This is a genomic window from Streptomyces mayteni, from assembly GCF_054783955.1.
Map to the genome: position 1 here is coordinate 1 of NZ_BAAGPR010000280.1, position 793 is coordinate 793.

At 39.1% G+C, this 793-nt stretch carries 1 protein-coding gene; it reads left to right on the plus strand.

Annotated elements, in window-relative coordinates:
• On the plus strand, nucleotides 1-293 hold a 293-nt coding region (locus ACYVPE_RS39895), incomplete at its 5' end, for a transposase (protein WP_461038740.1).
• Nucleotides 294-793 lie beyond the last annotated feature (500 nt).

Sequence of the window (793 nt, forward strand, 5' to 3'; positions counted from 1 at the left end):
CTAAACATACGTCCAAATTAGTCAAAAAACATCTTGAACAGCAATCCTACAACATCCTAGAGTGGCCAGCACAGTCCCCTGACTTAAACCCAATTGAGAATATGTGGTCATTGTTAAAGAGAAGCTTGAATGATTATGAAACAGCATCAAAAGGCATGAATGAACTATACGAACGAGTAACTAAAGTTTGGTGCGACTTAATGAAGCCGGAAGAGTGCCAAAAGGTCATAGAAACAATGCCTAAGCGTATAAAGCAATGTATCAAGAATAAAGGACGCTGGACTGACTATTAATGCCAAATAAATAAACCATTTTGTTTTTTTTCAAAAGTGCCGCAAAACTGTCCCAATGCACCGCTTGTTTTCTATCCCCTCTATCTCCGTCTGCGCTGTTTTAATTTGTTTTTGCTTTACATGTTTTGGTACTACACTATTTTGGCTATCGAATGATATACAATAAGGTGTACATTAGCTTAACAACTATGGTGCTACAAGCCCTAGAAGAGAAAATTACGAAACATTGGGACAGTTTTGCGGGTCACTGTAAGTTTCGACTTGGATCACTGTCAATCCCTTTATAGCCTTTCCAGCAATCTACCATAACATGCGAACCTGTCATCAATGATTAAATGCACTGATCATCTAGCATATACATATTCTAATCATTACCATCCTTTACAAATGTATCGATTATTAGCTTCAAGGTATTTTGATTGCGGTTAGGTACCGTCAACAAGAACACCTTGCGCTCGGGCGTACGCTCTACACCTCCAACAACCCAAACACCATCGACC